The 25,010-nt window shown below is 35.7% G+C and carries 16 protein-coding genes and 2 tRNA genes; 8 read left to right on the forward strand and 10 right to left on the reverse strand.

Annotation, left to right across the window (positions count from 1 at the left end):
• The coding region (locus NZ579_06805; GenBank protein MCS7299647.1) for a serine/threonine-protein phosphatase at positions 1-1,507 on the reverse strand (1,507 nt) is incomplete at its 3' end.
• 139 nt (positions 1,508-1,646) lie between these two features.
• On the opposite strand from NZ579_06805, the gene NZ579_06810 reads away from it, so the two are divergent.
• From NZ579_06810 to NZ579_06820, 3 genes are all read left to right on the forward strand, one after another.
• The gene (locus NZ579_06810; GenBank protein ID MCS7299648.1) at positions 1,647-2,048 is read left to right on the forward strand and encodes a DoxX family protein; all 402 of its coding nucleotides are present in this window, start codon (positions 1,647-1,649) and stop codon (positions 2,046-2,048) included.
• On the forward strand, positions 2,048-3,988 hold the full coding sequence (locus tag NZ579_06815; GenBank protein ID MCS7299649.1) for a hypothetical protein: 1,941 nt from the start codon (positions 2,048-2,050) through the stop codon (positions 3,986-3,988). The genes NZ579_06810 and NZ579_06815 overlap by 1 nt, the downstream gene beginning before the upstream one ends.
• Before the next feature lie 166 nt (positions 3,989-4,154).
• Positions 4,155-5,579 carry a V-type ATP synthase subunit B gene (locus NZ579_06820; GenBank protein MCS7299650.1) on the forward strand — a complete coding sequence of 475 codons (1,425 nt, stop codon included), beginning with the start codon at positions 4,155-4,157 and terminating at the stop codon, positions 5,577-5,579.
• 173 nt (positions 5,580-5,752) lie between these two features.
• On the opposite strand, the gene rdgB is transcribed toward NZ579_06820, so the two are convergent.
• From rdgB to NZ579_06835, 3 genes are all read right to left on the reverse strand, one after another.
• Positions 5,753-6,361 carry an RdgB/HAM1 family non-canonical purine NTP pyrophosphatase gene (gene rdgB, locus NZ579_06825; protein ID MCS7299651.1) on the reverse strand — a complete coding sequence of 203 codons (609 nt, stop codon included), beginning with the start codon at positions 6,359-6,361 and terminating at the stop codon, positions 5,753-5,755.
• Positions 6,345-7,385 (reverse strand): hypothetical protein, encoded by a 1,041-nt coding sequence (locus tag NZ579_06830; protein ID MCS7299652.1) that lies wholly within the window; start codon positions 7,383-7,385, stop codon positions 6,345-6,347. Before NZ579_06830 ends, rdgB begins: the two co-directional genes overlap by 17 nt.
• 273 nt (positions 7,386-7,658) lie before the next feature.
• Positions 7,659-8,606, reverse strand: a complete 948-nt coding sequence (locus NZ579_06835) for a tyrosine recombinase XerC (protein MCS7299653.1) — start codon at positions 8,604-8,606, stop codon at positions 7,659-7,661.
• Between the two features lie 300 nt (positions 8,607-8,906).
• Between NZ579_06835 and NZ579_06840 the strand changes: the two genes are divergently transcribed.
• Entirely contained in the window at positions 8,907-12,515 is a 3,609-nt protein-coding gene (locus NZ579_06840; GenBank protein ID MCS7299654.1) for a tetratricopeptide repeat protein, read from the forward strand.
• Here the strand turns inward: NZ579_06840 and NZ579_06845 are convergent.
• Positions 12,515-12,588, reverse strand: a tRNA-Cys gene (locus tag NZ579_06845). The two genes, NZ579_06840 and NZ579_06845, sit on opposite strands and share 1 nt — an antisense overlap.
• Positions 12,589-12,839: 251 nt before the next feature.
• Between NZ579_06845 and ispH the strand changes: the two genes are divergently transcribed.
• The gene (ispH, locus tag NZ579_06850; GenBank protein ID MCS7299655.1) at positions 12,840-13,688 is read left to right on the forward strand and encodes a 4-hydroxy-3-methylbut-2-enyl diphosphate reductase; all 849 of its coding nucleotides are present in this window, start codon (positions 12,840-12,842) and stop codon (positions 13,686-13,688) included.
• 79 nt (positions 13,689-13,767) lie between these two features.
• On the opposite strand, the gene ftsA is transcribed toward ispH, so the two are convergent.
• A complete protein-coding gene (gene ftsA / locus NZ579_06855; GenBank protein MCS7299656.1) occupies positions 13,768-15,012 on the reverse strand; it encodes a cell division protein FtsA in 1,245 nt (414 codons plus the stop codon).
• Positions 15,013-15,171: 159 nt separating this feature from the next.
• Between ftsA and NZ579_06860 the strand changes: the two genes are divergently transcribed.
• Positions 15,172-16,098 carry an HAD hydrolase-like protein gene (locus NZ579_06860; GenBank protein ID MCS7299657.1) on the forward strand — a complete coding sequence of 309 codons (927 nt, stop codon included), beginning with the start codon at positions 15,172-15,174 and terminating at the stop codon, positions 16,096-16,098.
• Here NZ579_06860 and NZ579_06865 read toward each other — a convergent pair whose 3' ends face one another.
• Positions 16,099-19,164 (reverse strand): hypothetical protein, encoded by a 3,066-nt coding sequence (locus NZ579_06865; protein ID MCS7299658.1) that lies wholly within the window; start codon positions 19,162-19,164, stop codon positions 16,099-16,101.
• A gap of 100 nt (positions 19,165-19,264) precedes the next feature.
• On the opposite strand from NZ579_06865, the gene NZ579_06870 reads away from it, so the two are divergent.
• The gene (locus NZ579_06870; protein ID MCS7299659.1) at positions 19,265-20,032 is read left to right on the forward strand and encodes a hypothetical protein; all 768 of its coding nucleotides are present in this window, start codon (positions 19,265-19,267) and stop codon (positions 20,030-20,032) included.
• 4 nt (positions 20,033-20,036) lie between these two features.
• Here NZ579_06870 and NZ579_06875 read toward each other — a convergent pair.
• Together NZ579_06875 and rpsT are read right to left on the reverse strand one after the other, a co-directional pair.
• Positions 20,037-20,110, reverse strand: a tRNA-Pro gene (locus NZ579_06875).
• 7 nt (positions 20,111-20,117) lie between these two features.
• The gene (gene rpsT, locus NZ579_06880) at positions 20,118-20,405 is read right to left on the reverse strand and encodes a 30S ribosomal protein S20 (protein MCS7299660.1); all 288 of its coding nucleotides are present in this window, start codon (positions 20,403-20,405) and stop codon (positions 20,118-20,120) included.
• Between the two features lie 135 nt (positions 20,406-20,540).
• Here rpsT and NZ579_06885 point away from each other — a divergent pair, with 135 nt between their 5' ends.
• Complete coding sequence (locus NZ579_06885) at positions 20,541-23,246, forward strand: hypothetical protein (protein ID MCS7299661.1); 2,706 nt, start codon at positions 20,541-20,543, stop codon at positions 23,244-23,246.
• On the opposite strand, the gene NZ579_06890 is transcribed toward NZ579_06885, so the two are convergent.
• A partial coding sequence (locus NZ579_06890) for a lamin tail domain-containing protein (GenBank protein ID MCS7299662.1) occupies positions 23,243-25,010 on the reverse strand: 1,768 nt, incomplete at its 5' end. The two genes, NZ579_06885 and NZ579_06890, sit on opposite strands and share 4 nt — an antisense overlap.

Genomic DNA, 25,010 nt, shown 5'->3' on the forward strand with positions numbered 1-25,010 from the left:
CTTTTTCAACCTTGAATGTTCCGGTAGTGCTTACGAACAATGATGGTTCTAGAATACCTACTATAGGTCCATCAACTTCTGGAATTTCTCTGAATTGTTTTTTGTAAGTGTTGTAGACTATTGGGTTGTAATGTCCTCCGCAGGCGTAGCTTATGTTGCCTTCTCTATCTGCTATTGCTAGGAAGATTGTCAGGTAGTTTGATAGGATCTGTTTTTCGTTGTCTGAGTTGACTATTCTAATTCTTTCGTTTAGTTTTGCTAATGCTCTTGAGGGGTTTCTTTCTTCAAGGCCTATACTGACTAGGGATATTTTGAGCATAGTGGTTATGAGTGCTGCTGGTATTCCGTGACCAGAGACATCTGCTATGTAGAACATCATTCTGCCACCCGGTATTGGGAAGATGTCAAAGAAATCGCCACCTATTTTACCCATGGGTTGTGAATACCCGACGAAGTAGAAATCGCTCCATTTGTATCTACCGATGGGCATTATGTTTTTCTGTATCACACTAGCGATGTCAAGTTCCATTTGGATAATTCTGTCTTTTTCCTCAAGGACATCGTATGCCTCTTGTAGCTTTCTGGTTTTTTGCACAATCAGTAGGAATGTTATTATGAGTATTGGTAGGCTCATTATGAGCGATAGTTCCCAAGACATCAAGGGGAATATGCTTCTCAAAGGCACTGACAATGCCAAGTTGAAAATGACATCTCCGTAGTTCTGAGTTACGAAGAAGAACATTATATCGTCAATGACCTTACTTTTGACTTCTAGAAGGTCTTCAATATTTTCAGTGTTTTTGATGTCATTCATCAGACCGAGGTATTCTTTCTCTAGGTTGACATTTATTGTCTTTTTTATTCCATCAATGATTTCAACGAACTTTATATTGGTGAGGGATTTACTGAAGTTGATGTATAAGTCCATAGGTGCTTCCAGAAGGATATTTCTCAGGAATATTTTGTTGTAGAATTCAGGATAGATTTTAGCGCCGATGATTCCTTCTCTAAGTTTAAAAAGGTATATGATTACTGACTTATCACTTGATATGAATAATCCTTCTTGACCTGGTTTGTAGGTGGTGTTTTTGAGGAATTTTAGGAGTTCTTGGTTGGGTAAGTTTTCATCAAAAGAATAGATTTTTCTTCCGTCCCAGTAGAATGTTGAGACTATGTAATCTCCAACATCTTCTAGCAAGCTTGTTGGGGCTATATCGTATGACCATACAGAAATGTTTGATATAACGACCTTGGTATAAAAATTAAGCTCGTCTAGGTTGTTGTCTATTATCCCTTTCCCATAACTTGAAAGACCTATTTTGATCCAGTTATAGTAATCGTTCTTAAAGTAGTGGTTCGCTAGTTGTATGGTGTTTTCGATGCGGTTTCCGAAGGAGTCGTAGATGTAGTTTAGAGCTGTTGAAACTGATATAAAAGTGATTGCGAAGATTATCGTAGAGATGAATATTGCATTCCTTACGATGTATCTCAACCCAAACTTCTTCATACACTTTACCTCTATGTACTAAGGAATTATGTACTAGATAGTGTTAGATTGTCATTAATTTTTAGTAAATACTTTGTAAATAACTCATAATTTGAAATCTATTCGGTTTAGTTTTATGATTATTGACATCGGAGGATTGATGATGTTTGATCTATCTGTCCTGATTTTAAGGTTGTTTACTGGTTTAGGTATTGTTTTGTTTCATGGTTGGGGTAAAATCCAGGGGATATTCAGGTTTTTAAGCGGCGGTGAGTGGAAGTTTGTTGATACTGTTGCTAGTATAGGTTTTCCTATACCAGGTTTTTTCGCTATACTCGCGGGTCTTACCGAATTCATAGGTGGAATGTTCTTAATAGTTGGTTTTCTCACTAGAATAAGTGCTGGATTTTTATCTTTCGTGGTTATTGTTGCTATATACTTTCATATAAGAACTTCTACAAACTTTGAACTGCCTCTTATTTACCTAGGTATGTTCTTATCACTAATATTTTCAGGAGCAGGTAAATTCTCTATTGATAGTTATATGTTGAAGAGAAGGTAATGAGATACCTAAAAGTGTTCTTCATACTAACAATACTATCCTCACATTCTCTGTTATTTGGTGTATATACCAAAAAAGTGGAAATAAAGTTTTCCTTAAATAACGCTAATGATTTTACATTTGTTAGCAACATATCGTTCCTACAAAGAGGTGCAACATTAAGTTTGGACTTAAAAGGAATATTTACAGGAACTGAAAGTTTTGTGAGTTGGATTGAAGGGTCGGAACCTAACTATGTTTTTTTAACCGTTAACCCAAACAATGTTTATTCATACAACGGGAGCAGAGTTGAGAATATAGGTTCTGTTCCTAACCACTCAATAGTTACTAAAATCAGAGTTATTGATAGTTTTGTATATATTCTTACTGGTGAAAGGGGCGCTATATATATGCTAGAGTTTGTCAGGAATGAACCAATGTTTATACTTGAGGAAGGTTATGTATGGGATATATTCAAGATAAAAAATAAGTATTTTATAATAACTGGTAATCCTGCTAGAGTATATGAGATACAAAAGAATACCTTAAGAAAAGTTTTTGAGAGTTATAATGATAAACATTTTTTAGTCGCACTTCCTTACGGAGATGGGGTTTTCATAGGTTCAAGTGGAACTGGGACTATATATTACTTTGACGGTGTAAGTGTGAAACCTTTTGTATCACTCAGAGACTCTGAAATAACAGATATTAAAAAATATGGTGATGATCTTATTGTATCAACGTATAACATAACACCATCTCAGTCTCAGCAATCTTCACAGCAGGATAGCAAGGCTTCTACATCTTCTCCTCAAAGTGTCTTGAGAAATACGCAGGGTAATGTTTATAGAATAGACACAGAAACGAAAAGAGTAGAACTTCTTTTCAGTGAGTTAGGGATTACTTCTCTAGAGGTTGTAGGAGATAGGATTTTCTCAACGACCATAGATGGAAAGTTAATAGAATACTCAATACCGGAAGGACTGACAAAATACTCACTTTACAACAAGAACTTTCTCAAACTGTTTAGGTTTAAGGACACTATGTTTGTTTCCTCCGCAAATCCATCAGGCTTAGATGTTGTATTACTTTCTCAGAGTAATTTTTATGGCGTTTTAGAGACCAAAGAGATAGAAGTTGGGAATGTGTTAAGTTGGGGAAGACTTAAGTATGATGGTAATATACCAAAAGATGCTAAAATCGCTTTCTATTTGAAAGGTGGGAACACTCAAAAAGAAGATGATTCTTGGTCTGACTGGATTGAAGTTAAAGAATCTATAAATCTTGATAGGTTTCAGTATGTGAAGATTAGAGTAGAGATGTCTTCAAAAAACTACAAAGATTTACCAGTCTTGAGAAGTGTATCGTTGTTATACACTCCTAGAAACTCAAGACCTTCGGTATCGTCCTTTTCGGTATTCCACAAGGATGACAACATCAACTTTGAGTGGAAATCTAACGATCCTGACAATGATAAACTCAGTTTTGATATTTTTGCTAGAAACTTTAACGAAACTACTTGGCAGAAACTAAATAAAAACAGTGTATCCGATACTCGCTTTTCAGTGAATAAATATCTTCTCGGTAATGGTGTTTTTAGTTTTGCTTTGGTTTCAAGTGATGCTCCATCAAACCCAAAAGGATTGGAACTATCAACGACTAATTATGTGGATAACTTTGTTATTGACCTTGTGCCTCCACAACTAGACAGGCAAACCTTGAAGGTTAGTAAGTCTAACAGTTTAGTTATTGAGTTTAGAGTTTCAGATAACCAATCACTGAAGGAGGTCTTGTATTCTATTGATGGAGTTGAGTGGGAGTATATTTTACCAGTTGATAATGTTGTAGATAGTCCGTTTGAAAATTTCAAGATTGAGATACCGTCAAGAGATATTAGAGTTATACTAATAAGAATACAGGATGATTTTGGTAATACCACAACCGAAAGAATACAGGTCTAAAATCGTAAATCCTCTTAACTTGAGTATCTTCCTTGAAATTCCGTTTCTAAAGCGAATTTTCCTTCTCTTCAACTCTTATAAGGTTTCTCCTTATCAAGTTTTCAAAAAGAAAGTTTGAAATAAGGTTAAGTTCTCATACATATTTATCGTAGAAGAGGGTGTATGTATGGGTCTATTTCTACCAGAGAAGGTTGTTGAAGGTGCAAAAGAGATAAGAGGTCCTTTGATGATACTTGAGGATGTGCCAGATATTGGGTATGACGAGATTGCGGAGATAGAACTTGAGAGTGGAGAGGTTAGGCATGCTAAAGTTTTGAAGTCTGGGGATAGGGCTGTTACTCTTCAGGTATTTGAAGGAACTTTTGGAATAAACAAGGAGAAGGTTAAAGTCAGGTTTAAGGCAACACCATTGAGGATAGGTGTTTCAAGAAGAATGCTTGGAAGGATTTTCAACGGTGCAGGTCGTCCGATTGATGGATTTGCTGAGACGGATGCTGAAGATATTAGAGATGTAAATGGTTTGCCTATAAACCCATTTATGAGGCAGTATCCAAGGGATTTTGCCGAGACGGGTGTTTCTTCAATTGACCTTATGAACTCGTTGGTTAGAGGTCAGAAACTTCCTATATTTTCCGCTGCAGGACTTCCTCACAATGAGCTTGCGGCACAGATAGCATCTCAAGTAAAGATTAAAGGTGCTACTAAAGAAAACTTTGGTGTTGTCTTTGCTGCGATGGGAGTTAAGTATGACGATGCTTACTTCTTCAAGAAAGTGTTTGAAGAGACAGGAGCAATCAACAACACTGTTCTGTTCTTAAACCTAGCAAACGACCCACCAATTGAGAGGCTTATAACTCCAAGAGTTGCACTAACTGTAGCAGAGTTCCTAGCGTTTGAAAAGAACATGCATATAGTAGTGATACTTACCGATATGACAAACTATGCTGAAGCACTAAGAGAGATTGCAACTGCTCTTGGAGAAATTCCTGCTAGAAAAGGTTTTCCGGGATATATGTATAGCGACCTAGCAACTATATATGAAAGAGCAGGTAGAGTAAAGACTTCTGATGGTTCAATAACACAGATACCTATACTTTCAATGCCTAACGATGATATAACTCACCCGATACCAGACTTAACAGGCTACATAACAGAAGGACAGATCGTATTGTCAAGAGAACTACACAACAAAGGTATTTACCCACCTGTTGATGTCTTGCCATCATTATCAAGACTTATGAAGGAAGGTATAGGAGAGGGGAAAACTAGGGAGGATCACGCTAGCGTATCAAACCAGTTATACGCACTCTACGCAAGAGTTAAAGAAGTTAGGAATATCGCTTCAATCGTAGGTGAAGAGGAACTAGGTCCTAGAGAGAAACTTATTTTGAGGTTTGGTAATCTATTTGAGCAAAGGTTGGTAGGTCAGAAATTCACCGAGAGAAGGACGATAGAAGAGAGCCTTGAGATAGGTTGGGAACTCCTTTCAATGTTCCCACAGGAAGACTTGACTAACATAACCAAAGCAATTATACCTAAATACTACAAGGAGAATGTAAGAGAAAAAGCGAAGAAAGAGTTTGAATATTAATCTCAACTACAACTTTTGGTAGGATAAGTTGGAAATACAAGGTGGTGCCAAAACAAAATTAGGTTTCTGTTAGGGGTGCTAAAAGAAGAACCTGTTCTAAAGTAGTCATATTACTTTGACTTTAGTCAGAAGTCAGGAAATATTCCATTAAACCTCATAAGTTTAATGGTTTTTCACAAGAGTGTTTCTTTTATCCTAATAGTGATCTCAACAAGAGCGTTTCTTCTATGGCTTATTTTGTTCTTGATTTCGTCTCCTAGTTCTGCGAATGTTTTGTCGTATCCTTCGGGTATGAAGATTGGGTCATATCCGAAACCTTCCTTACCTCTTGGTTCTTCTGCTATCCTCCCTTTCACTTTACCTTCTGCGAATATGTACTTGTCTTTTCCGTACATGAATACTACTACCGATACAAACCTAGCATTTCTGTTTTCTTTACCTTTCATCTTGGATAATAGTTTCTCAATGAGCTGTTTTTGTGTTGAGTTAGGTCCTGCGTAGTTAGATGAGTGAATACCGGGTTCTCCGTTGAGAGCCTCAACTTCAAGTCCAGAGTCCTCTGCTATGAGTGGTATCCCAAAAATAGAGTAGTAATACCTTGCTTTCTTGAGAGCATTCTCTAGAAAGGTTTTTCCATTTTCTTCAGGTTCTTTGACTTTAGTAAGTTCAGAAAGTGATATGAATTTGGTCTCGCTGAAAACTTGTGATAGTATCTGTTTTATCTCTCTTACTTTGCCTTCATTCGTAGTCGCTATTAGTATCCTATCAAATTTTAATTTCATAGGATTTATCTATGAATTCCACCGAAAAACCGTATCCCTTGAATGTATCAATGATCCATTTCTTAAGCCTATCATCTTGGACTTTTGCGTTGATCTGCTGCTTGAAGTTGGGGTCAAGTAAAACCATCTCTTTAAACTCTTCTTTTGACAGACTAGTTTCTTCTCTGGATAGTATTCTCAATGCGAAGGCGTAGTCTTCCCCTTTAATTCTTAATCCTTTTATAGGATAAGGTAGTGGTTGTCCTATCTTTATGTTTGCTATCGCTCCAAGGAGTTCAAGAGGAAATCTTTCCTTCGCTAGTGCTTGTAATGAAACGGGTTTATCTGCAAACATAGTCGCGTCCTTGACTAGGTATTTACCTAGTTTTCTCTCTGCGGTTTGGATTGCTTGAGTATATCTTTTTGTCTCTACAAGATTACTTATTTCAGCAAAAACATTCTCAATCTCTATCTCTTCCTTGAGTGATATGTTCTTTGGTAGGTTAATAGTGATGATGATAAAACTTGCTTTTATCGCTTTCAAGTTTTCTTTGTTCCTTTCGTAAGCATTTTCTATTATTGCGTTTATTTCGTCATCCTTTGGTTCTTCTGATAAAAACTTTTTTAGTTTATCATCCGAAGTTATGAGCCTTGAAACGATATATTGTTGCTTTATCTCCGCTACATAGTCTTTATAGTATGTTTTTTCTTTTTGAACTGCCTTTTTAATGTCTTCATCCACTATATTAGCAACGAGTTTATCATCATCAGGAATGATAATATTCTTTTCTTTTCCTATCACATAAACCATCTTTTCGGTTATGAGTTTTTCCATAATCTCTCTATCAGATATGGTGTTAGTATCCCCAAGAGATGAAATTCTTGATATAAAGAACTGTTTTCTTTTTTCAAATTCAAGTGATGTAATTACTTCACTTCTACCTACTACTGCTATGACTCTATCCAATACATTCCTTTGAGTATTCTGTGAGAAGAGTAGAGTAGGTATGATGAAGAATATAAGTAGCACTAAAAATCTCTTCATAGACACTCCCTTAACTTGTATTCAGAATTATGTATGTTTTTTGAATATGCTGACAAAATATTGTTCTTCAACGAAGTCAAAATCCATAACTAGGATAAGCCTTTTCTCTCTTGGTCTACCATAATTGATTTAGGTAAACTTCTCAAAGACCGTCTAAGGGTTAAACAAATTTTTGAGACTGATGAAGGTCGTGTAGCATTAGAGTTAAGTAAGTGGGTAAACAGTTTAGAGTTCTATTCTAGCAACCTAAATCAAAATTTAGAATCTTTAGCTTTAGAACAATTTGTTGTCTTTTTCATTCTTTTCGTTGATTTTCTTGACTGTTTTGAGATTGAATATTGCTTTGAATTTGTTTTCATCTGTTATGTGAGTGTATATCTGCGTTGCGAGGATACTTTTGTGTCCTAGTAATTCTTGAACTGATCGTAAGTCTGCTCCGCTTTTAAGCATTTCGGTTGCGAAGGTGTGTCTGAAAGTATGAACGGATACCTTACTATCAAGACCTGATAGAATGACGTGCTTTTTGATTGTTTTCCAGACACTTACTCTACTTATCTTCTTGCCAAGCCTTGATATGAAAACAAAACCGTCATCGTTTGAGAGTTTCTCTAATGTTTTCTTTCTGACTAGTAAGTATTCTATTAGATATCTCTTTGCGATACTACCGATAGGAATAAGCCTCTGTTTATTCCCCTTACCTCTCACGATTATGTAGTCGTTGTTAAGGTTAATATCTTCAAGTTTTAGATTCACGAGTTCTGAAACTCTGACACCACAAGAGAAGAGTAGTTCAACTATGGTAATGTCTCTAACTTTTCTTGCATCGTTTGGTTCGTTCTGAAGAATACTGTTCTTAACCATTTCAACTTCCTGTTCTGTTAGGAATAGTGGGATATCTCTTGCTATTTTTGGTCTTTCTATAAACTCTGAAGGGTTTTCATCAATGTATTCGTTTATTACGAGGTATTTGAAGAATGTTCTTATTGACGATACATACCTTGCTGTCGTTGTTGCTTCAACTCCCCTTTTGGCACAGAGGTTTATGTAGTTTTGTATGTCTTGAGGTGAAACTTTAGTTATTTCAATCTTCTCATTCTCAAGGTATTTGATGAATTCTGTAAGGTCAAACCTGTATGAATTAACAGTATTTTCAGATAAGCCTCTATCGTAGGATAGGTAGTTTAGAAAGCCTAAAAGTATCTTTCTGTTATCCTCATTCATATAAAAATTATCTAAACAGAACGGTGCTACTTTCTATATCCTGGCAGTGTATATTTTCGCAACAAAATTCATTACTAGGTTTTCAAACGAGGTTTTAGTCTTTTTGCCAATATGTTTTTGATACTAACCAATTTGTTGATAATCAAAGCCATGTTTAGCCTTCTAGGTGCTTGGTAGAAGAATATTTCTGGGTTTTAAGGAACTATAAAGGAAAGAGGAAATTTTACCTCAATTGTTGGTTTAGGATTGATGTCTTTACTTGGTTTTTGATATCCGATAATTTTTTTGTATTATATTCTTATGATAAGAGTAGTTTGTTTGGTTTTGTTGGTATTTATATTTTCTGTTAGTTCTTTTGCTTTCAACTCGTTTAAGTATCTTGATGTTATAACCGTAGGTAGTGAAGGCTTCTCTCAACCGACAAAAATATTCAATTCATACTCTTCTAGTCTATTCACTTCACCACAATGGCTAGGTTTAAACAACGAGTATTCTCTAGGTATGTTTTTGAATAACTTTATCGGAGGCCCTCTTTTCTCATTTTCAGGTCATTTCAAGATACTAGAACAACCTCTAATTCTGGGGTTATCAACGCTAAACTCGTCTTCAGAGGTATATACATCATCACTTGAAAATATAGGCTACTTCAATCAGTTATTCTTTCTCTTCGGTTTAGGTAGTTCTTTTAAGAGTATTCTATCAACGGGAGTAGGGGAGTTGGATATTGGTTCTTCACTACTGTTTTCAATTGATTACTGGACTTTTCCTCCTAATCTGTTTGTGTTAGATACTTACTACTTTGAGTTTTACACTATACCATTATTGGGAATAAGTTTTAGAACATTTTACAACCTTGATGTTTCATTAGTTCAAAAGGTTTTCATAGGACACTTTCTATCGGTGAATTCTTTTGGTTTTGACACTGAATTTGGTTTGAGGTTCTATCCAGTCTCTCTTTTCAGTGAAAATAAGGATATTTACAAATATTTTGTTTTGTATCCGTATTTCTCTTATGGCTATATAACTACGTTTCCGGAAGGTTCAAGGTATCGTAATGAGCATAATAACTTGGTTTTTGGTTTAACTGCTACATCGGAGCCTATTGATGGTCTTAAGGTTGCTTTTGGTTTTGATAATAATGGATGGTCGTTATCTATACTGTTAAATTTCTTTAGTTCACCTTTAGGAATAGGCAACATGAGTTATCAGGGAATGAGTTATGATATGCCACCTTCGTTCTATATCGTTCTCACCGAGAGGACTGTAAAGCAAGTTTTAGGTGTTACACCTGACAGAGAGGAAGTTGAAAAGGGTATAGTTCAGTTTGAGAGGGGTAATTACACAGAAGCAAACAGACACTTTGAGAAAGCCTTAAAATACAACCCTTCGAATGAAGTAGCACTCATCTACATCCAGAAACTCAAAATACGCCTTGAAAGCGATGATATGCTTACAGAGGAGCAGAGGGAGTATATAAAAACTCTACTAGCAAGAGCGAAAGTTCTTACTTCTCAAAACAAGTATGGTGAGGCACTAAGAGAGTATAGGAAGGTTATAGAGGTAAATCCTTATAACAAGGAAGCATTGGACGGAATAAAACAGATAGAGAGTGTCGTTCAAGAAGAAGTTAATAAGAATTATAGAGAGGCACTATCCTTATACTCAAGGAATGAACTTCTAGAAGCGCGAAAGGTTATAAACAGAAACTTTGACTTAAACCCATTCCACGATCCATCTGTAAGATTATCAAAGGAGATAGAAGATAGAATACAATCTGAAACTACTAAGAAACTTGAACTTGGGCAGAGAAGAACACTTTCATACTCTCTTTACTCTCAAGGTATGCAAGAGTTTTCTTCTTATAACTTCTCAAAAGCGTTGGAGTTATTCAACAAAGCACTGGAGGTTTATCCTGAAAACAAAGAGGCTGAAGAAGCAGTGAAAAATACACTCAGAGAGATAGAGGCATCTACTAGGATACAACAAAATAGGTCAAGGTCGGATTCACTTGTTTCAGAGGGAATAAGACTTAGAAACGAGAAGCGCTACTGGGATGCAATTGGTAAGTTTAGAGAAGCCATAAGGTTTTTCAGAGAGAATGAGAAAGCAAGGAACGAACTTAGTAGTACCATAGAAATCATAAAGGCAGATGCTAAAAATCTGGAGAAGGAAGGAGATGAACTTTTCGTTCAGAGTGAGTTTTCAAGAGCGTTTGATAAATGGTATAGTGCGGTAATGGTTTTAGGAGAACTTCCTGAGGCGATTAGTCTTAAACAGAAGATTGAGTCCAAAAGAGCAGAACTTAGGTCTAGTATTGATATAAAACTTGCTAATGCTAGAGAGTTTTTGAATAATGGAGATTTCACTAATGCTATTAAAACTCTTGATGCTGTTTTGAAGATAGAACCTACTAATAAACAAGCGAATGAGTTATATCCTCAGGCGAAAAGAATGTTTGATGAGTATGTTAGCAAGAGATATAACGAAGGATTGAGACTTTATAATAACAAAGATTATCAAAACTCCTTAAGTGTTTTTGAAGAACTTCTCTCTTTAATTCCTGAGAGTGATGCTAGGTATCCTAATATCAGAACCTACTATAATGAGTCAAAGAAGAAGGTTGATGAGATGAACGTTGCAAGAAGGGTTGAGGAAAAGATTAGAGAGTCTGATGCTTTACTTGTTAATTACGACTATGATGGTGCTAAGAAGGTGTTGGAGGATGCTTTGAAATTAGACCCTAATAATGAACAACTTAAGAGAAAACTGAAAGAGATAGATATAAAGTCAAAAGAGATTGCTTTGAGAGATGAGGCTAATAAATTACTTGGATTTGGTTTGAGAGAGGTTAGAAGGAAGAATTATGTTGAGGGGATATCTAAACTCAAGGAAGCTAGGTCTAAATTTCTTACTTTGGGAGATGATGTATCTCTAGTGGATAGCTATATAAAAAGCGCAGAGGAAGAGTATAACCTTGAAAAGAACCAAAGCTTCATTGAAGGAAAGAAAGCATATGAAAGAGGTGATTACCTGAAGGCTAAAGAACTTCTTGAGGTAGCGCTCAGGAATAATCCGGAATCTTCAGAAATAAAGTTTCTGCTTACTGAAGTCAACAACAAACTTAGGGTTGTTGAGAAGCAGATGTTTGAGAGGGCTGATAATTACTACAGGTCTGGGGATTACGATAGAGCACTTGAGGATTACAATTCGTTAGTTAAAATTTCACCTGAAAACGATCTATATAGATTTAGGATTGAGAATATACAGAAGATAAAAGAGGATTTCAATGAGGCTAACAATCTGTTCAGAGTAGGAGAATACTCGGAAGCATTGGATATCGTTGAAGAACTTTTGGGTCTAAATCCTAGTGATCCTAATTTGCAGCGTTTTAGGGATACTATAATGGAGAGACTGTTTGCTAGAATTTCTTCGCTTAGAAACGAAGCGGACGAACTTATAAAGAAGGAAGATTATAGGAAAGCAATAAGTAGGTTGAAAACAATACTTAAATATTCACCCAATGATAGCGAAGTCAAGAGTAAATTATCGTTTGCCGAGGCAAAGTTGTCGGAGAGAGTATCTAGAAACTTTACTTCTGGTAGGAATGCTTACAACGCTGGAAACTACAGAGAAGCTATAAGATTATTGCAGGTAGTTTTGGATGATGACCCTGCTAATGTTAGTGCTAGGAATTTACTTAACGATGCTAGAGCAAAGTATAATCAAGTTGTGGTAAAGGATAGAGAGAAGATTCAAAGAGATATAGCTTCGTTTATCTCAAAAGGTGTTGAGGAGTATAGAAAGGGGAATGTTAACAAGGCTATTGAATACTGGCAGAGAGTTTTGGAGATAGACCCTGGGAATGATCAGGCAAGGAAGTATATAGCTAGAGCAAAACTTGGAAGATGAGGGGATGGTCGGATTTGAACCGACGAATAGCGGTTTTGCAGACCGCCGCCTTTGGCCCCTTGGCTACATCCCCATCTTAATCATATTCTAAATCTAGTCTTAAAACCATTTCAAACTCACACAGAATAGTGTTGTCTTAAAAGTAGTGTTTTTTATCTCAACTAAATTCTATTTGACTAGAGTATAGGAAAATTATTACCATTTTAGTATGATAATAGAAGTAGCAGAAAAAACGAAGATTTGGTATAATTATACCGTTACATTATCTAGCAGTTTGAGTAAGGCCGAATTTTATATGACTTAATTTTTTAAGAGGAGTGGTCTATGGAAGTTGAAGTTGCGAAGGATATAGGTTTTTGTTTCGGTGTTAGGAAAGCTGTTGGTAGACTTGATGAAATACTAGAAAAAGAGAGTGTCAAGGTTTATGTTACTGGTGATTTGATACACAACAAGGACTTTCTCAAAAGGTATGATAATAAAAATGTTGAGTTTAATCAAGATGTTGGTTCGTACTCAGAAAAAGGTATAGCGATAATAAGAGCGCATGGTATATCTGACGAAGAGAGAAGAAAACTTAATTCAAATCCTAACCTTCTGAAAGTTATAGACGCTAGTTGTCCTTATGTTTTGAGGGTTCATTATCTTACCAAGAAGATGGTAAAAGAGGGTTACCATATAGTTATAATCGGTGAGGCAACACATCCTGAAACAAGAGGTTACTACCTAAACGTGAAGGATAATGCAACTGTGATAAACTCTGTGGAAGAGATAAGGAATATACCAAAAGTGAAGAAGATAGCAGTCTTTGGACAGACTACTATGAATTATCACAAATTTAAGAGTATAGTTGCTGAGATGGTTACGGAGTTTGATGAGGTAAGGGTTTTTATGACGATATGTCCACCTGTTTATAACAGACAGAAATCAGTTGAAGAGTTATCGCGAGAGTGTGACCTTATGATTGTTCTAGGGGGATACAATAGTTCAAACACTAAAAAGTTGAGAGATATATGTGCAAAATATACTGAAGCAATACACATTGAGAATTTATCACAGTTAGATGTATCAATATTGAAGGGTAAGAAGAAGGTAGGTATTGCTGCTGGAACTTCTACACCTGACTGGGTAATACAGGAAGTGTATGAATTTTTGAAAAACTACAATCCTCATTAGATTTTGTTTGGAAGCGTAGTTGCCGCGTTGTAATACGTTTGTGTGACATTATAGAATGGAGATTGATTAGGAATTATAGTTACTCTCCGAAAAAGAAGTTGTTTATGAAATCCTTAACTTTTTTGAAGAATTCACCTTTTTTTGAGTTAGTATCTTGTAGTATGACATTACTTTTAAGAACCGAGTAGTAAATCATACCTACCGCTTTCGCGTATATGGGGTTCTTAACAGTGTCTGACAATCCCCCGATGTTTTCAATGTATCCTATCCTACAGGGTAAGTCAAAGATATTCTCGGCGGTTTCTTCTATGCCCGGTATTAACGAGCTACCACCTGTTAGGACGATACCAGCAGTTGCTATCTCGTACATACCACTACTTTCAAGTTGTTTTTTGACCTCGGAGAATATCTCCTCAACTCTTGCTTCAATCACTTTTGCTAAGTCTACTCGCTTCACACTCTTTACTCGTTTGTTTATCATCTGTATTTCAATAGTTTCATTTGTGTCAACACTTATTGGTGAGGAGTGACCGTAGAGTTTTTTGATCTTCTCACTCTGTTGGAGTGTTGTTTTGAATATTGATGATATATCACTTGTTATATCTATACCTCCTAACGGAATAGCACCGTTGAACCAGACACTTCCGTTGTAATATCCGATTGTTTCAGTAGTTCCTCCACCAATGTCAATTAGAACTACTCCTAAATCTTTCTCCTCCTCCGTAAGTAAAAGTTCGCCTTCTGCTATTGAGCCAACGGAAAAATCTCTTATTGCTAGATTTGCCTTTGATACCGCTTTGATTAGGTTTTGTAGTTGTGTTACATTTGCGTTTATTATCCTTAATGATACTTCTAGCCTTGTTCCGTTCATACCGAGAGGGTTTTTTATACCATCCTGATTATCAACGGAGTATTGTTGTGGTATCACATGTATAACCTCTTTGTTCATTGGAACAACTCTCTCAGTTGCTGAGTTTATCGCTCTTCTAACTTCGTTGTCGGTTATCTCTCTTTCTTTGTTATTAACTGCTACTACGGACTTTGTGTTTATTCCCTCACAGTATATACTGGATAGCCCTAAATAAACACTGTTTATCTGAATACCTGCCATTATCTCTGCTTCTTCAACGGCCTTTGATATACTGTTTGAGGCTTCATGTATATTTACTATCGTACCTCTCTTGATACCTTCTGAAAGCACTTGTCCTGCTCCTAGTATCTCTATGTCGTTTTTTGAATTTACTCTTGCTATCACGCAACACGTTTTGTAGCTTCCTATATCAACTGATGCTACTATGTTATCTTCAGTACTTTTGGAAGGCATCTTCTAACTCTTTGAAGGTATTTTAAATATTTGAATAATTTCTATTCAACAAGAACCTGTCCAGGATAGTTAATGTTAGTTAGCATTAATGAGAATTTTTGCAAGTTCTTTTTTACTACATCTATAATCAGTATCTAGACCGCACTAAGGAGTATAGTAATGTATAACTCAAAACTCTATGTAATTATGGAGATAGAAAATGTTATATATGATTTCACAAATTACTATTTGAAAGTGGTTGATTATATAGGAACATTTTTAAATGAAAACTTGGGGATTGACAAGCAAGAGTTTGTAAATTGCTTCGTTAATCAAATCAAGTCTGAAATTTTTGTAAGTAATGATTATCTTTATACTACTTATCAAGTGTTGAAGAATTGTGATGATAGAACTGTTACTTTTCCAAACAACAACTCAAAGGTTTCCTTTATTAATGGTTTGAGAATGAAGTTCAATCAAGGACGTGTTAAGTGTATCAAGTTTCATAGTGGTGCATTGACATTTCTAAAGAAACTTAAAGACATGGGTATAGTAATAATAGGTTTTACTAACTCGTCCTCAAGAACTATAAAGCAGAGATTGAAAATACTTGATATAGACAAATACTTTGATACAATATACTGTTTGCAGGATCATTTTCATAGTGTTGATGAGAGTAAGGTTGATGAATCAGCAGTTTCAGGGATCTGGTATAATTCGGTATGTAATAATGTTTCATCACTTATGTGCGATGTAATAGAGTTTCCGCAAACCTATCTCAAACCGTCAAAGAGGGGTCTTCAAAGGATACTGGAGGATGAGGAGATATCAGGTAGTAATGTTATTGTGTTTGGAAATTCGTTGGAAAATGACATAATGCCATCCAAGTTGCTAGGGCTCAAAACAGTGTTTTTTAATACTAGGACAAGAATACAAGATAGAAGTCTTGTTTCAAAATTTCTAGAACATCTGGATTCAAAGACTGTCAGGAAGATTTTGAACTTTCCGAAAAATAAAAAGTTTTTGAATGAGATTAGTGATCTTATTTCAGTGTCGTCGTTATCAGAGTTTATATATGTTTTAGAGAGTGCTAGAGTAAGGATATAACTACTCAAAAAGTCTATAAAGTTCAGGTTGTATAGGAGGTACTTCTACACCTGTGCTTTTCTTTGACTTAACTTCAAAACTTACGAAAGGTTCAAAAAACGCAAAATTTCTTGCTTCATCCTTATACAACCTTATCCCACCGCTCAATGACGCGGTCCAGTCATACAAGTCTCGTGTTATAGATACCGTTACACCAGTGTTCTTAAAGAGTGTTCTTCTCAGAGCGTTTATATCAAATATGTTAATGGCGTCAAGTATATCCTGAACCAAACTTACAGATGGAACATTATACCTTTGAGCATATTCAGGAACATATCTGTAGATTTTGTTATTAACAACACTAGTGGACAAAGCAAAACTCCAGTTTTCGTCTATTATGCCGCCAACGGAGAAGGATAGACTGAATATGTTGTTTATAGGGTTTTTGTAATCAAAGTTCAATCCATAACCTATGTTGATGTAAGTTATGCGTTCTACAAGAAAGCCTATAACTAGATCCTTGAAAGAGAGACCACCTGAAAAGCCTGAACCTACTGGATCAAACACAACATTATCGTTTGATAGCATTATCCTGTAAGAAACTCTGTAGCTTAGGAGTGGTCCAAAAGATATATTTATTGTTATCGGGTTTGAGATTTTATTCGTCCAGTAGGTTTTGTCATCTCTATATTTAATTTCACTCTTAAGGAAGAGTAGGTTGTATGATATTCCTGAGGATGCTACGATAGATGAGAAACCGAAAAAGTTTAGTATTGCGTTTGAAAGCAAACTCAAGTTCAGTAGTCTTAAAGAAGCACCAACTCCAACTCCGTGAGATGTTATATCGTCAATGTAAGGGTCCTCATCTGGGGAAAGGAGTTTTGGTCTTGTAAGTCTGTAAGAAATGTTATGTGATACTGAAACTCTGGGGTCTACTAACAACAGGGTATCTCCAAAAAGCACTCTACCAATGCTCATAGAGTTACCTAGATTAAGTGTTGCTAGTGAGTTAAGGTCGTCTTGCTTCTTTCTTATAGGGTTGTCAGTTCTAGTCCATATACTATTATTCTGTATTCCTAGAGAAGAAGCAATTGAAATGATGTTATCAAGCAGTCCTAAAGAACTAGACACTCCTATGCTTTCCCTATGGTTAAATGTATCTTCAATCGGTGTCCCATCCTCAATTCTATAAACAGAGTTCGGAGTGATTGAAATGTTAGCAGAAGGTGAAACATTCAACTGAAGCCACTTGAAGGTCTGAACATTCGTTGAAAAGTTTATATTAGTTGTTCGGTTAGTTGTCGCTAGGTTGGTTGGTGGTAAGTTGTTTGTTGCTAGGTTAGTTGTTGTAAGGTTTGTTTGAGGTCTAGGTAGTAGGCGATTGGTGTCAACAGACAGGTTAGTAGATATAACTGTAATTATGTTTGTAAGGATATTAGTTTGTATTAGGTTAGTGTTAGTATCTTTTTGTTCAACTATATTGGTATTAATGTTCGTTATGTAGTTGGTTGTGATTCTTAACAAGTCTATTTCAAATGAACTTCTGTTGATAATTGTCCCATTTGTTGAATATTTTCTTATTGGTTGAGTGGTAGGAACATTGGTGTTCGTTGAGACATTTGTTATTTTCTCTTCGTATGTTAGAGAGATTATGTTCCCAAGACTTGCTGAGTAAGATATGTAAGGACCTGACAACCTCTGTAAGTCGTATCGGTAGTAGTCATTTGCATACTTGTTGGTTTTATTCTCAATTATAACAACACCAAAACTGTTTGTATTGGTGAGACTATAACCACTTCTTAACTGATAGACCCAATCCAAACCTAGGCTAAATGATGATATTCCATACTGATATGATGCTCTTAATGACCTTGTGATGTTTTGTTTCGGTCCTGGTGGAGACCAGAATATATTTTCGTTCGGGAATACGAACTTACGAATATCAAATTTTTCTCTTCTTGAGGAGAACTTGTATGGTAGAAAAGGATCATTTAAGTCCTCGGTAGTGAAACTTGCGGAAGTTCCAGCAGCAGTATAGTTGAACCTAAGGTTATAATGCCATCCAAATGTCCTATATTCTCTAAAGTCGTTTTTACCATACTGGTCTATATAATTTACAATATATTTGCCAGTGTATTCGTATTTCTTATCATACTCAAAGTCAACAATCGCACTTATAGTTAGATTTGATATGAGAGTAATACTTGGAACTTCGAATCCTAGGTATTCTCCTAACCTCTCGTAGTGGTCAAATTTAATCTTAAGTCTGGGTAAGAATCTTTCTCCAAACCATCTTCTTGGATAGAAGGTGTTCTGAACATAAAGCCCTATGGTTCTCTCAACACCAAAGTCAGTCAGTATGTCAGTATATCGTTGAAGTTCGTAGAAAGTTGGGAAGTATAGAAAAGCGCCCTGTCCTACAATGTAGGAGTTGTTCAATGTAAGAAGATGATCTCCTCTATAATACCAAGCCCTATAGGCGTTGACCCTGTAGGTAGGAAAGCGTAGATCACTTTTAGTGAAGTAAACATTCTCAAAAAAAAACCTATCATTGTCTAATTGTTTCATTATGTCGGCATAATAGTATTGGTCATCAAGTCTGGTTCTAGCTTCGTATAATGATATTTTGCCACTCTTTATATCGTAAAAAAATTTCTCTCCTTCAAATAAGTCTTTCCCACTTACGAATTTAACATCACCTTCTCCAATAACTTCTCTTACCTCGTTATCTACTATGAACACTGTAAGACTATTACACCTGAGTTTTTTGTCTTGATAGGATAGTTTAACTCCTCCTTTGAAATTTATGATTGTAACATTCGATTCAGAAGAAACATCTATTCCATCAAACTTACTTACGAAAACATACTTGTTTAGGTCAACCTTACTAGCGTCAATAATGTCGCTCCTTGAGAATATCAATCTCGGTAATCTTGATGTTGTGTTGGTTTGGACTAAAGTATTTGTGGTAGTATTAGTATTTGTGGTTGTGTTAGTTCTTAAGTTAGTTTGAATATTTGAGTTAGTCTGGTCTGGGTAGGATACTAGAGATGGTAATAGCATCAGAAATACGAGTAGGATTTTCATATCATAATACTCTGACAAATTATCAAAAAAACTAAAACATTAATTCAATTTTGTTTTCTAACATTGCTACATCGGTTATTATCCCTACATAATAGATGGTATGAGTAGAGTAATTGTCGTAGTAATAGGGCTTTTTATATTGCTTTCATGTGCTCCTACTAGAAAAGAAGAATTAAGGTTTGAATATAACTATATTCCGAATAGAACATATAACTACTCTCTTAACATTGATGGTGAGGGTATATTTTCTTATTTTCTGATTTCCTTTTCAGGAAAAGTCAAACTAACATCCGATGTGATACTGACTGTTAGCGAGACTGAAAGGGGTAAGTTGTATACGATGAGAATTGAAAAGATTGACCTTAAATCATCTTTAGGTTTTGAACAGGAGGTAAATAGATTATTATCTCAAACTAACTTTATTGTTTCATTCTACATGACATCCAAAGGGAGGAAGGATGTTTTGAGTGATAGCTACTTATCTATTCTTTTGGATGTTCTCATTCCGCGACTACCTGAATTGGACACGACTAACGAGATGAGCTATAGGGAGTTTGACCTATCTTTTGGTGATACTACTGTTAGGAATGAAGTTAGTAATGTATCTGTGATTACTCCAGTTTCAGGAAGAACATTCAGTTTGGATAGCTTTAGTAGTATATTATCTCTTGAACTAAAGAATAGGGATATAGTTGTTGGAGATATTAAGATGAGAAGCCAAAGTAGAGTTGATGATTTTACTCTAACAGAAAACATTACTGAAATTGATTCAAAGACAACGATTCCAATATACACAGGTAGTGCTACTAGAGTAGTTGGTTTCAAAGGAAAGATTAGATTGATTTTTAGGTTGAAAGAAAGTTCTTAAGTATTCGGGGCGCCCGGACTTGAACCGGGGACCTCATGCTCCCAAGGCATGCGCTCTAACCATCTGAGCTACGCCCCGAGAGGAATTAGGATAAACTCTTCAAATCAACATGTTTGGATATGAAATTATACATTCTTGACTTAAGCCTTGAAACTTTGTTTTTCTTAAACACACCCTTGGTGTAAGTTTTGTCAACAATAGATTGAAATTCAAGCAACATTTTTTTGAGTTCAGCTTTGTCAATATTGCCGGATAATACATATTTTGCTATTCTTTTTTTAGTATTCTTGACCTTCTCCTTCCACATCCTATTCCTTTGATAGCGTTTGATACTTTGTCTAGCTCTCTTCTCGTTTGATTTTATATTAGCCATTCAACCAAACCTCCAGATCTTGAGTAAATTTTAAAGAAATGTCTAAAACCTTCTCAACTTAAAAGTTCCAAATTTGCAACTATATTTTCTGTGTTTTTGCGAGTACTATTTGTTATAATTCCTGCTAGATGTTCTATGTTGAGTGATCAAATAATGGAAGTTCTTGAAACATACTCACCCGTTCCTAGATATGCTACTGAAGCGTTGAATTTACTTTTAAGTAGGTATCTTGATAGTAAAAGTTATATTGAGGAACTTTTAGGTAGAAAGGAATACTTAGTAGTTCTTTCAAACATACTTGGCTATAGTCAGTATCTACGGAATTCTGTTCTAGAGGACTTTGGGTTGCTTAAATGGTTGCTTGAGAATTACGAAAAAAAGTTTGATATCCATAGTTTCAGAGAACAAATTACCTCGTTCCTTTCTGAAAATGATAAGAATGAGTTTCTGAGAGGTCTTAAGAAGTTAAGGAAAAGAGAGTTTTTTAGAATAGTTCTTCAAGAGATAATAGGTTTGATAGGGTTTGAGGAAAGTTTAGAGAGATTGTCTCTGATTGCTGATGCTGTGATTGAAGCGGTTTTGGACTTCAACTATAAAGAACTGACTAAAAGGTATGGTGTTCCTTCGTCTGAATTTTCGGTTTTGTCTCTTGGAAAGTTGGGGGGTATGGAGATTAACTACAGTTCTGATGTTGACCTTATGTTCGTATATGGTGATGATGGCAAGACAGATAAAGGTTATGAGAATAGCGAGTTTTTTGATAAACTGGCTAGGGAACTTATATATGACCTTTCTTCTAGCGTCGGGGGTGAATTCATATACCGCGTTGATACAAGACTTAGACCTGATGGAGAGTTTGGTGCTTTGGTGAGAAAAGAGGAAAGCTATTACAACTACTACACTGAAAGAGCACAGGCTTGGGAAATACAGATGCTTATAAGGGCTAGGTTTTCAGCAGGAGGGGAAAAACTTGGAAGAAGATTTATAGACAATCTCAAGAAGATAGTATTCTCAACAACACCAACAGATACACAGATAGCAGAGATACTAGGTATCAAGCAGAAAATAAAAGGTTCAGAGAATGACCTTAAGAAATCTACTGGAGGAATAAGAGATATTGAATTCATAATCCAACTATTACAACTCATATTTGGAACAAAAGAAGATAGCTTAAGAGTTTCAAATACTCTATTAGCGCTTGAGAGACTTGAAAACCTTAAGGTGATAGACAAAGATACAAGAAGAGTGTTAGATGAGGCATACAGAACATTTAGAAGGCTAGAGAATTATATCCAACTTTACGCAAACCTTCAGGACTTTTCATTGCCGACTAGTAATAAAGAAAGAATGATAGGACTTTACAGACTCTTACATTCATCTCGTGAAAAGGTTAGAGGTGATGAGGATGTAGAATTGCTTAAAACCGTCAAGCGTATGAAGAGTGAGGTAATAAAAGTCAAAGGATACATATTCGAGAAACTACTTGATGTCAAAATGGGCGAGGAAGGTATCTTTATACTCTATAACTCCGAAGAGAGTGAGGTTAAAGAATTACTCAGTTCGTTTGGTCTTAAGGATACAACAAGAGCATTCTCGTTCCTTGAGAGTATGATAGCATCATCATTCAGAGGTGGTGTTGAGACGAGTATAGGGTTTAGGAACCTGTTGAGGGCTATCTCAAGGTCGCCACTACCAGATAGGTCATTGTCTAACATCTACTATATCCTTGAAGCAACGCAAAACCTACCTATATCAATACAGTTCTTCACAGACGAGAGAAATATAAACTTCATTTACAATGTGTCTCTACTCAAGGATGTTTTTATCAACATATTAAGAAAACGAAACTGGATATGGGATGGTATGATGGATACAAATGCGTTTATTGATTACATAACTCAAGTTTTCATAAATAAAATTTCATTCAGCGACTCAAGGTATAGAGATACTGTCAGAGAAGTTTGGGAGGTATTCATAACGGGGCTCGGATTTCTACGAATAAATAGGTTTATAGATGCACTCAGAACCAAAGAGATATTATCATCGCTCTACGATAAGATATTCTACGAACTCTCCGCAAGACTTGATGGGGAAGTATGTATCCTATCTCTTGGTAGGCTTGCCAATAGAAAGATAACATTCTTTTCGGATGTAGATGTTGTTTATATCTTACCTTATCATAGTCATTCGGATAAGTTTTACGAGATTAGAGATTTGCTTCTTAAGTTTCATAACGACTTGAATACAGTCTTTGAAATAGATACGAGGCTCGTTGAAGGGGCTCACAAAGGTAGTTTCATCTTGTCACTAAACACTCTCAAAGATACCGAGTTTGATATATGGAAAACTATAGCATACCTTAAGTCAAGACCTATATGTGCAAACGAGAAACTCTCCGAAGAAGTTAGAGAAGTCATACTGGAGAAACTTAAAAAAAGTATTAGAAGTATAGAAATGCAATCTCTGAATTCATACATACACAAGGTAATCAGGACATTTCAAAACATAAACGACTTAAAAAAAGGTAGAGGCAACCTACTTGAGATAGAACTAATACTTGATAAGTTGTATATTCAGAACCACATGTCATTTCAGGAAATACCTATCGCAAAGCCTCTGTCATATCTTGCTAACTTGTTAGAAAACACTGTTAAGATAAATGTCCCTATCAAGGATTATCTATCTTACCTAGTTGAGGTTGAGGATGTGATCAGAGTCGTTGAGGGTATAGGTTTTGATGATAGGTTTTTTGACATAGTCAAGTTGCCTATAACTTTTGAAGAATTCGTGAGATTAAGAAATGATGTGATAAGTTGGTGTGATGCTGTTCTTAACGACTAGTCAAGTAGAACTAACTTGTAAAACTGTTTTTTATTACCTCTCTCAACTACTATGAAGTAGAGATTGTTTTTTACTAGTGATGTAGAACTGATTTCATACACTCCTTCGCTTTCGGGCTTAAGCAACCTTATGAAGTTTCCGTTTCTATCAAAGAATGTTATAGTATCAGTTCTTCTGACGTTTATAAACCTTATCTTGTCTCCATACTTCAGAATAGATTTCTCAATAATAACCTCGTCTCTGGTTGATATTTCTTTTGAGTTATGGGGAATTACAAAAAATGTCTCAGAGAATATCTCTCCACTCTTGCTATACTCTATCATTACTTCGTCACTTTCGGAGACATAAATACTGTCAAAATGGTTTGTTGATATTGTTAGTTCTCCGTAGTAATACAAACCTGTATTGGTTAGCACTATACTTCTTGTGATCCTTGAGTTTCTTGTTATTATCCTTATAGGAGTTGTTGTGTCCAGTGTTTCATCAACTATTATTATCTTTAATTTTGAGCCTACTACTTTGTATTTGCCATCAAGTATTATCGTAGGAGTTCTAAATCCGTTATACCTTCCGGGGGTTTCACTCCAGTTTAATACTCTTCCACCGATACTGCTCTTAAGACCGTTTGGTAGCACACTTGCAGTTGGCTTTCCTTGAAATATATAGTAGTTTGAATGAACAAATGGAACAAGTTTTAGACTCCTATCTTCAATAAAATGTATTATTCTTCCTCCTTTGTAAGGATGACCATCTTTCAAGGTAAACAACATATTACTCGTTATATTCGGGGTCGTTGCAATTAAGTATTCGTAGGGTAGTATGTATGTGATATTACTTACAATACCTCGCTTTGAGGAGTAATAGACTTCCCTACCTAATGGTGTGTATATTTCGTTTTCTCTAGAGAGGCAGTGAATATACATACTGGTTATCTGTATTGTTTCTGAAGTTGTGTTTAGTATTTCAAAGTATTTATCAATCTCTCTACCTTTGCCACTTGCTTCGTAACCGAGTAAGTGGTCAAGCCATCTCTTAGTAGGTAGGAAACATACTTCGTTTATGAGCAAATTCTCAAAAAAGATTGAGTTGGTATCAAACAGGTCAATAACTCTTACGCTGGAAACAACGTCTTCAAATCTCACGATTACTTTACTACCGTTCGTTTTGGGAGTGATTAAACCTCTAAATACATCGTCTTGAACTTTTGTGAGTTGTAGGTTTTGATTATCAATCAACTCTACTTGAACGAAGCTGGAGTTTGTATTTAACCTCAGGAAAACGTCTATGTATTCGTTTGGAGAATAAAGATATTTTGAGAACCAAATATGTTTTTGGTTTCTTACAAAACCGAAGGATGGAGTTTGAGTTGGTATGAAATTGTTTTCTACTCTTTCAAAAGATATCACATTATCGTATTGAGTTGTTGGATTTACTTGATCAACTACTTCGTTGTTGGATAACAATTTTATTGAACTTACAATATCTTTGTTTAGGGGAATATTACCTCCTAGATACTTCGTAGATGAAGAGAGAATTAGTGTATTCGTTGTGAAGAAGAAGGGTTTTGAAGAAAGTGAGTATGAATTTGGGAGTATTACTGCTACCTGTTGGGGTTGTAGGATGAAGGAATTTGTGATACCGTGTGTTTCAAACTCTGAAGTGTGTAGGTTTGTAATCCTTATCTCGTAGCCTTGGACGAAGATTTTGAAATTTCTCAAATCCACACTGTTGGAAGTATCGTTAAATAGTTCCAGATACTGACAA

This window comes from Spirochaetota bacterium (assembly GCA_025061835.1).
GTDB lineage: Bacteria > Spirochaetota > Brevinematia > DTOW01 > DTOW01 > SKYB106.

Coding starts and splice junctions, on each gene's coding strand:
- NZ579_06830 (MCS7299652.1), bottom strand. CDS start 7,385: ATGAAGAGATTTTTAGTGCTACTTATATTCTTCATCATACCTACTCTA.
- NZ579_06865 (MCS7299658.1), bottom strand. CDS start 19,164: ATGAAAATCCTACTCGTATTTCTGATGCTATTACCATCTCTAGTATCC.
- NZ579_06810 (MCS7299648.1), top strand. CDS start 1,647: ATGATGTTTGATCTATCTGTCCTGATTTTAAGGTTGTTTACTGGTTTA.
- NZ579_06815 (MCS7299649.1), top strand. CDS start 2,048: ATGAGATACCTAAAAGTGTTCTTCATACTAACAATACTATCCTCACAT.
- NZ579_06870 (MCS7299659.1), top strand. CDS start 19,265: ATGAGTAGAGTAATTGTCGTAGTAATAGGGCTTTTTATATTGCTTTCA.
- rdgB (MCS7299651.1), bottom strand. CDS start 6,361: ATGAAATTAAAATTTGATAGGATACTAATAGCGACTACGAATGAAGGC.
- NZ579_06835 (MCS7299653.1), bottom strand. CDS start 8,606: ATGAATGAGGATAACAGAAAGATACTTTTAGGCTTTCTAAACTACCTA.
- NZ579_06820 (MCS7299650.1), top strand. CDS start 4,155: ATGGGTCTATTTCTACCAGAGAAGGTTGTTGAAGGTGCAAAAGAGATA.
- NZ579_06840 (MCS7299654.1), top strand. CDS start 8,907: ATGATAAGAGTAGTTTGTTTGGTTTTGTTGGTATTTATATTTTCTGTT.
- NZ579_06885 (MCS7299661.1), top strand. CDS start 20,541: ATGTTGAGTGATCAAATAATGGAAGTTCTTGAAACATACTCACCCGTT.
- ftsA (MCS7299656.1), bottom strand. CDS start 15,012: ATGCCTTCCAAAAGTACTGAAGATAACATAGTAGCATCAGTTGATATA.
- NZ579_06860 (MCS7299657.1), top strand. CDS start 15,172: ATGTATAACTCAAAACTCTATGTAATTATGGAGATAGAAAATGTTATA.
- ispH (MCS7299655.1), top strand. CDS start 12,840: ATGGAAGTTGAAGTTGCGAAGGATATAGGTTTTTGTTTCGGTGTTAGG.
- rpsT (MCS7299660.1), bottom strand. CDS start 20,405: ATGGCTAATATAAAATCAAACGAGAAGAGAGCTAGACAAAGTATCAAA.